Below are 5,561 nucleotides of genomic sequence, written 5' to 3'. Positions count from 1 at the left end.
GGGATCACCGTCACGCAGAGCCGCATCGGCGCCTGTGCCGTCCTCGAGCATTGCCATGCCATCACCCCTTTGTTCGTCGAGCATAACGACGCACTCGGTGCGAGCTCACCGAGCTGGTCGGGGGCCCCGGGCCGACGCGCGTTTGAAAAATGAACGAAGGCCCCGGGAGACCCGGGACCTACGTTCACGTGTGCGCGAGGGGGGATTTGAACCCCCACGCCCTTTCGGACACTGGCACCTGAAGCCAGCGCGTCTGCCGTTCCGCCACTCGCGCAAGAAGCGGGGGACAGGTTATCCCAAGCCCGCCGGACACTCCCAATCGGACAGCCGGTGCGGCGAACCCTGTCGGGGGCGCGCCGTCGGCCCGAAGCGGTGCGCGGCGCGACGGACAGTACGATCGGCGACATCTGCACGACCGCGTGACCGCTACGGCGGTTGCTCATGCGCGCCCGATGGCAGCCCCCGCCACACCCCTGAACACCCCTGAACCGGAGAGGAGGCGCTGGACGTGAACGGCTTGCAACGCTTCGAGCACAAGCTGGAGGAACTGATCTCCGGCGCCTTCGCACGCGCCTTCCGCAGCGCCGTCCAGCCCGTCGAGATCGCCGCGGCCCTGCAACGCGAGTGCGACAACAACGCTCAGATCCTCAGCCGCGACCGACGCCTGGTGCCCAACACGTTCCACGTCGAGCTGTCGGCCGTCGACCTCGAGCGGTTGCACGGCTACGACGACGCGATGGGCCGCGACCTCATCGACCAGCTCAAGGACCACGCCGACTCCCAGGGCTACGTCTTCACCGGGCCCGTGTCGGTCGACTTCGAGACGGCCGGCGACCTCACCACCGGCCGCTTCCGCATCCGCAGCCACGCCGAGGCGCAGGTCACCGACAACGACCAGCGCACCCGCACCCGGTCGTCGCGCGCCGTGCTCGAGGTCAACGGCACCCGGCACCCGCTGCGCGCACCCGGTCTCGTGGTCGGCCGCGGCACCGAGGCCGACCTGCGGATCAACGACCCCGGCATCAGCCGCCAGCACGTGGAGTTCCTCGTCAACGGCGAGGACCTCGAGGTCGTCGACCTGGGCTCCACCAACGGCATGCTCGTCAACGGCACCAAGGTCCCCCGCGCCGTACTGCGCGACGGTGCCGAGGTGAAGATCGGTCGTACGACGATGACGGTCCGTGTCGATGGGGAGGACTGACTCATGTCCGAGCTGACCTTGTTCCTGATCCGCTTCGCCTACCTCGCGATCTTGTGGATCTTCGTGCTCTCGGCGGTCTCCGTCATCCGCTCCGACATGTTCGGCGCGCGCGTCCCCGAGACGGCGCGGGGGGCAGCACCGGCCCGGGCCAAGACCAAGGCCAAGGCGCCGACCAAGCGCCGCGGCTCCCCGACCCACCTGATCGTGATCGAGGGCGACAACACGGGCGCCCGCGCCGAGCTGAGCGATGCCCCGCTGCTGATCGGTCGCGGCGCTGACGCGGCCATCAAGCTCGACGACGACTACGTCTCCACCCGCCACGCCCGAGTCGCGGCGAGTGGCGACGAGTGGTTCGTCGAGGACCTCGGCTCCACCAACGGCACCTATGTCGGCTCGGTGCGCGTCACCCAGCCCACCACCATCGGCCTGGGCGTCCAGGTGCGGATCGGCAAGACCATCCTCGAACTGCGGAAGTGAGGGCCGATGACCGCTGCGCAACAGCTCTTCCTCCAGTTCTCGGCCATCTCGGACGTCGGTCGGATCCGCAAGGACAACCAGGACTCCGGCTATGCCGGGCCGTGGCTGCTGACCGTCTGCGACGGCGTCGGTGGAGCCGTCCGCGGTGACCTGGCATCGGCCACCGCCGTACAGGCGCTGCGCAAGCTCGACAGCCCGCCCAGCGACGACCCGCTCAGCCAGGTCGCCGGCGCCATCCACCGCGCCAACGACCGGATCTCCGAGCTCATCGACGAGGACCCCGCCCTCAACGGCACCAGCACCACCGCCTCCGTGCTGCTCTTCGACGGCACCGTGGTCGCCGTCGGTCACCTCGGCGACAGCCGCGCCTATCTCCTGCGCGCCGGCGAGCTGCGCCAGCTCACCCACGACCACACCTTCGTCCAGAGCCTGATCGACGAGGGCCGCATCACCGAGGAGCAGTCGAGGACGCACCCACACCGCAACCTCATCCTCAAGGCCGTCGACGGCATCCGGCACGAGGAGCCCGATCTTTTCGAGGTGCCCGTCCAGGTCGGCGATCGGCTCCTGGTCTGCAGCGACGGGGCCTGCGGCTTCCTCACCGACGACCGGATGGCCGACATCCTGCGCAGCGGCACCCCCGACTTCGCGGCCGTCGAGCTCGTCCGCGCCAGCCTCGAGGCGGGCAGCAGCGACAACGTCACCTGCATCGTGGCCGAGGTCGTCGCGACAGCACCCGAGCCCGCACTCGAGCCGCTCCTGGTCGGGGCCGCGGCCGAGCTGCCGCGTCGGCTCGCGGCCAGCGGCGCCACCCGCAGCCGTGGCTTTCGCGGCCACCGCTCCGGTGACACCGGCGAGATCCCCGCGATCCAGTCCGACCTGCCCATCGACCTGCCCGGCGACGTCCGCGCCATCGCCTCCGACCCCATCGATCCCGAGGCAGCCCGCTACGCGCCCCGCCCGCCCGCCCGCTACACGTGGCTCAAGCGCCTGCTCGTCACGACCGTCCTGGTCGGCCTGGGCTGGATCGCACTCGCCTTCGCCTGGTCGTGGAGCCAGAGCCAGTTCTATGTCGGCGTCCAGGACGACAAGGTGACGATCTTCCGCGGCCTCAACGCGCAGATCCCCGGGATCGAGGTCTCGCGCCCCTACGAGGTCAGCGACGTCGACACCGACTACCTCTCCGAGATCGACATCGAGGCCCTGACCGGCGGCATCGAGGCCGCCGACCTCGACGACGCGCACGCCACGGTGGAGAACTACGCCGCCTTCCAGGACATCCCGCAATGAGTCAGTCCGGCACCTTGATGGGGTTCGTGCACCGGCGTCGCCGGGGCGCCGAGCTCTTCCTGCTCCTGATCGCGCTCGTGGTCGGCGTCGGCGCCTACGCCGCGGTCGGACTGGGCGTGGAGGGCACGATCCCCGCCGACATCGTCGGGTACGGCGGCTGGCTGGCGGCGCTCGTGGTGGCAGCCCACATCGCCGTACGCCTCGTGGCGCCGTACGCCGATCCGGTGCTGCTGCCCCTGGTCGCGGCCCTCAACGGCCTGGGCCTCGCGGTCATCCACCGCCTGGACCTGACCTACGAGGTGCTCGACAAGCCGCACACCTTCGCCCGCCAGCAGCTGACCTGGATGACCCTCGGCGTGGCGCTGTTCATCCTGACCATCATGGTGCTGCGCGACCACCGGACCCTGCAACGCCTGACCTACACGTCAGGCCTTGCCGGCATCGCCCTGCTGGTGCTGCCGTTCCTGCCCCTCATCGGCACCGACATCAACGGTGCGCGGATCTGGATCAACGTCGCCGGCTTCAGCTTCCAGCCCGGCGAGGTCGCCAAGGTGCTGCTCGTGATCGCGTTCGCGGGCTACCTCGTCCAGCACCGAGACGCCCTCGCCCTCGCCGGTCGCCGGGTGCTGTTCATCGACCTACCGCGCGGGCGCGACCTCGGCCCGATCCTGGCCATGTTCAGCGTCTCGATGATGATCCTGGTCCTGCAGAACGACCTCGGCTCCTCGTTGCTGTTCTTCGGGTTGTTCCTGGTGATGCTCTACGTCGCCACCGAGCGCCCGGGTTGGCTGCTCGTCGGCGGGGTGCTCTTCGGCGCGGGCGCGCTGGCGGCCTACTCCTTCGTCGGCAACGTGCAGAACCGCTTCAACTTCTGGCTGCACCCGATGGACTACTACGACGCGTCGCCGGGCAGCTACCAGCCGGTGGAGGCGATGTTCGGGATGGGCTGGGGCGGCCTGATCGGTCGCGGCTTCGGTGAGGGCCTGCCCGAGCGGATCATCTACGCGGAGTCCGACTACATCATCGCCGCGATCGGCGAGGAGCTCGGTCTGACCGCGGTGATGGCGATCATCCTCTGCTACGGCCTGATCGTCGAGCGCGCGCTGCGCATCGCGCTGATCTCGCGCGACGGCTTCGGCAAGCTGTTGGGCGTCGGGTTCGCCAGCATCGTCGCGCTCCAGGTGTTCGTCGTCATCGGCGGCGTCACCGGGCTGATCCCGCTGACCGGCCTCACCACCCCCTTCTTGTCCTACGGCGGGTCGTCGCTGGTCGCCAACTGGGTGATCATCGCCCTGCTCGTGCGCATCTCCGACCACGCGCGACGCCCGATCCCGCGCAGCTCGGACGACCTGGCCGCCAATGCGACCGACAGCGAGATGACCCAGGTGGTGAAGCTGCGATGAATCACCCCACGACGCTTCTCGCCTCACTCCCGACGCCACGGGGGCCCCGATGAACAAGCCGATCCGCACGATCTCGATGTTCTGCCTGCTCCTGTTCGTGGCGCTGCTGCTCAACGCGACCTACCTCATGTACTTCCGGGCCGACGAGCTCGCCGCCGACGCCAACAACCGACGCGTCATCACCGCGGCCTTCGCGCGCGAGCGCGGGGCGATCCTGGTCGACAAGGAACCGATCGCGCGGAGCGTGGATTCCGACGACCAGTACAAGTTCCAGCGGACCTATCCGGAGCCGATGCGCTACGCGCCGCTCACCGGCTACTTCTCCTACTACTCCCAGACGGGCATCGAGCGTTCGCAGAACGAGGTGCTCTCCGGAGACGACTCACGGCTGTTCGTCACCCGCCTGGTCGACATGCTCAGCAATGCCGAGCCCAAGGGCGGCAACGTCGAGCTGACGATCAATGCTGCCGCCCAGGACGCCGCGTTCGACGGGTTGCAGGCCCTGCCGGGGGACGCGAAGGGCGCCGTCGTCGCACTCGAGCCGAGCACCGGCAAGATCTTGGCGATGGTCTCCAACCCGACCTTCGACCCCAACCTGCTCGCCTCGCACGACCTCGGCGACGTCGCAGCCGAGGCCGAGCGCCTCGAGAGCGACCCGAACACGCCGCTGATCAACCGCGCGATCGGCACCACGCTGCCTCCCGGCTCGACCTTCAAGCTGGTCACCGCGGCGGCGGCCATCGAGTCGGGCAACTACGACAAGGACTCGATCGTCCCCAGCGGCGCGCAGTTCCAGCTGCCGCAGTCGACGACGTCGGTCGGCAACTGGCAAGGCGGCACCTGCGGCGCCAACAAGATCACCCTCACCCAGGCGCTCGCGGTCTCCTGCAACGTCAGCTTCCTGACGCTGGCCAACGAGCTCGGAGTGGACGCGATGACCGAGCAGGCCGAGGCCTTCGGCTTCAACTCGACCGCCCTGGAGGACCTACCCGGGCAGGCCAGGTCGCTCTACCCCGCCGACATGGACGCCCCCCAGACCGCACTCTCGGGGATCGGCCAGTCGAGCGTCACCGCGACGCCGCTGCAGATGGCGATGGTCGCCGCCGGCCTCGCCAACGGCGGTGAGGTCCTGCAGCCCTACCTCGTCGACGAGGTCCGCGCGCCCAACGCGTCCCTGCTGGACAAGACCG

Annotated in this window: 5 protein-coding genes and 1 tRNA gene; 5 read left to right on the top strand and 1 reads right to left on the bottom strand. The window is 69.3% G+C overall.

Translation table 11 applies throughout. The features are described 5' to 3' along the window. Positions 1 to 191: 191 nt before the first annotated feature. Positions 192 to 274 (bottom strand) — tRNA-Leu (locus RMO85_RS18755). A 234-nt stretch (positions 275 to 508) separates the two neighbouring features. Here RMO85_RS18755 and RMO85_RS18750 point away from each other — a divergent pair. From RMO85_RS18750 to RMO85_RS18730, 5 genes are all read left to right on the top strand, one after another. Continuing rightward, positions 509 to 1,201: a DUF3662 and FHA domain-containing protein gene (locus RMO85_RS18750; protein WP_310530237.1), complete on the top strand. Its 693-nt coding sequence runs from the start codon at positions 509 to 511 to the stop codon at positions 1,199 to 1,201. A gap of 3 nt (positions 1,202 to 1,204) precedes the next feature. Further along, positions 1,205 to 1,678 (top strand): FHA domain-containing protein, encoded by a 474-nt coding sequence (locus RMO85_RS18745; RefSeq protein ID WP_310530236.1) that lies wholly within the window; start codon positions 1,205 to 1,207, stop codon positions 1,676 to 1,678. A gap of 6 nt (positions 1,679 to 1,684) precedes the next feature. Then, entirely contained in the window at positions 1,685 to 2,968 is a 1,284-nt protein-coding gene (locus RMO85_RS18740; protein ID WP_310530235.1) for a protein phosphatase 2C domain-containing protein, read from the top strand. Beyond that, positions 2,965 to 4,371, top strand: a complete 1,407-nt coding sequence (locus RMO85_RS18735) for an FtsW/RodA/SpoVE family cell cycle protein (protein WP_310530234.1) — start codon at positions 2,965 to 2,967, stop codon at positions 4,369 to 4,371. The genes RMO85_RS18740 and RMO85_RS18735 overlap by 4 nt, the downstream gene beginning before the upstream one ends. 49 nt (positions 4,372 to 4,420) lie before the next feature. Next, positions 4,421 to 5,561: penicillin-binding transpeptidase domain-containing protein (locus tag RMO85_RS18730; protein ID WP_310530233.1), on the top strand; the 1,141-nt coding region annotated here is incomplete at its 3' end.

The sequence above is a fragment of the Nocardioides sp. genome, from assembly GCF_031422975.1.
In the GTDB taxonomy this organism is placed as follows: domain Bacteria; phylum Actinomycetota; class Actinomycetes; order Propionibacteriales; family Nocardioidaceae; genus Nocardioides.
This window is presented reverse-complemented; position numbering and strand designations above follow the sequence as displayed.

Coding starts and splice junctions, on each gene's coding strand:
- RMO85_RS18745 (WP_310530236.1), top strand. CDS start 1,205: ATGTCCGAGCTGACCTTGTTCCTGATCCGCTTCGCCTACCTCGCGATC.
- RMO85_RS18740 (WP_310530235.1), top strand. CDS start 1,685: ATGACCGCTGCGCAACAGCTCTTCCTCCAGTTCTCGGCCATCTCGGAC.
- RMO85_RS18735 (WP_310530234.1), top strand. CDS start 2,965: ATGAGTCAGTCCGGCACCTTGATGGGGTTCGTGCACCGGCGTCGCCGG.